Source organism: Micromonospora sp. AMSO1212t, assembly GCF_008868145.1.
Taxonomy (GTDB): domain Bacteria; phylum Actinomycetota; class Actinomycetes; order Mycobacteriales; family Micromonosporaceae; genus Micromonospora; species Micromonospora tulbaghiae.
The window spans coordinates 1-1,596 of record NZ_WBKS01000247.1 but is presented as its reverse complement, the minus strand read 5'-3'; the positions used below and the strand labels follow the sequence as shown (position 1 = coordinate 1,596).

Genomic DNA, 1,596 nt, shown 5'->3' with positions numbered 1-1,596 from the left:
GGCATGGGCGGGCTGCTCGACGCCCGCGAGCCGAGCGCCGAGATGACCGCGCTGCTCACCGCGGACGCCGACGACTACACCTGGGTCGCCGCCACGGTCGGCTCGAACAACGCCTCCGGCTACCAGCTGGCCACCGGCCGGCCGGTCATGCCGATCGGCGGTTTCAACGGCAGCGACCCGTCGCCGACGCTCGCCCAGTTCCAGCGGTACGTCGCCGACGGGCGGATCCACTACTTCCTCGGCGGCGGCGGGTTCCGGGCCAACGGCGGCAGCAACGCCTCGGCCGAGATCGCCGCGTGGGTCGCCGCGAGCTTCACCGCGACCACCGTCGACGGCGTGACCGTGTACGACCTGAGCAGCGGAAAGCAGGGCTGAGCGATGACCGGCGCGTACGCGCCCCGGGCCGCCGTGCAGGCCCGGCCCGCCGCCGGCAGCGCGGTCCTCGACGTGGTGGTCCCGGTCTACAACGAGGAGGTCGACCTCGGGCCCTGCGTCCGGCGGCTGCACGCGCACCTGACCGCGCACTTCCCGTACCCGTTCCGGATCACGGTGGCCGACAACGCCAGCGTGGACGGCACGCCGGCGGTGGCGCGGGCGCTCGCCGACGAGCTGCCCGAGGTGGGGGTGCTGCGCCTGGACGAGAAGGGACGCGGGCGAGCGCTGCGCGCCGCGTGGTCGGCCTCGCCGGCGCCGGTGCTCGCGTACATGGACGTGGACCTGTCCACCGACCTGGCCGCGCTGCTGCCGCTGGTCGCGCCGCTCATCTCCGGGCACTCGGACCTGGCCATCGGCACCCGGCTGGCCCGGACCAGCCGGGTGGTCCGGGGCGCCAAGCGGGAGGTCATCTCGCGGGGCTACAACCTGCTGCTGCGCGGCGCGCTCGCGGCGCGTTTCTCCGACGCCCAGTGCGGGTTCAAGGCGATCCGCGCCGACGTGGCCGCCGAGCTGCTGCCGCTGGTACGCGACACCGGCTGGTTCTTCGACACCGAGCTGCTGGTCCTGGCGCAGCGGGCCGGGCTGCGCATCCACGAGGTGCCGGTGGACTGGGTGGACGACCCGGACAGCCGCGTCGACATCGTCGCCACCGCGCTCGCCGACCTGCGCGGCATCGGCCGGCTGGGCCGGGCGCTGGTCACCGGGGCGCTGCCACTGGCGCAGCTGCGCGCCCAGCTCGGGCGCGGACCGCTGCCGGCACCCCCGGCGCAGGTGCCGGCCGGGTTGCCCCGGCAGCTCGCCCGGTTCGCCGCGGTGGGCGTGGCGAGCACACTCGCGTACCTGCTGTTGTTCCTGCTGGCCCGCGGCCCGCTCGGCGCGCAGCCGGCGAATCTGCTGGCGCTGCTGCTCACCGCGGTGGCCAACACGGCGGCCAACCGGCGGCTCACGTTCGGGGTGACCGGCCGCCGGCACGCCGGCCGCCACCACCTCCAGGGGCTGCTGGCGTTCGCGCTCGGCCTGGCCCTGACCAGCGGCTCCCTGGCCGTGCTGCACGCCACCACACCCCCGAGTCGAGGCTGGGAGCTGACCGTCCTGGTGGCCGCCAACCTGGCCGCCACGGCCCTGCGCTTCCTCCTTCTCCGCCTGGCCATGCACCACCGC

Annotated in this window: 1 protein-coding gene and 1 pseudogene; both read left to right on the top strand. The window is 75.6% G+C overall.

Translation table 11 applies throughout. The annotated features are described in order from the left end of the window. Positions 1 to 375, top strand: a pseudogene (locus tag F8279_RS29620) (glycosyl transferase); the annotation flags it as partial. Positions 376 to 378: 3 nt separating this feature from the next. Beyond that, on the top strand, positions 379 to 1,596 hold a 1,218-nt coding region (locus tag F8279_RS29615), incomplete at its 3' end, for a dolichyl-phosphate beta-glucosyltransferase (RefSeq protein ID WP_151501705.1).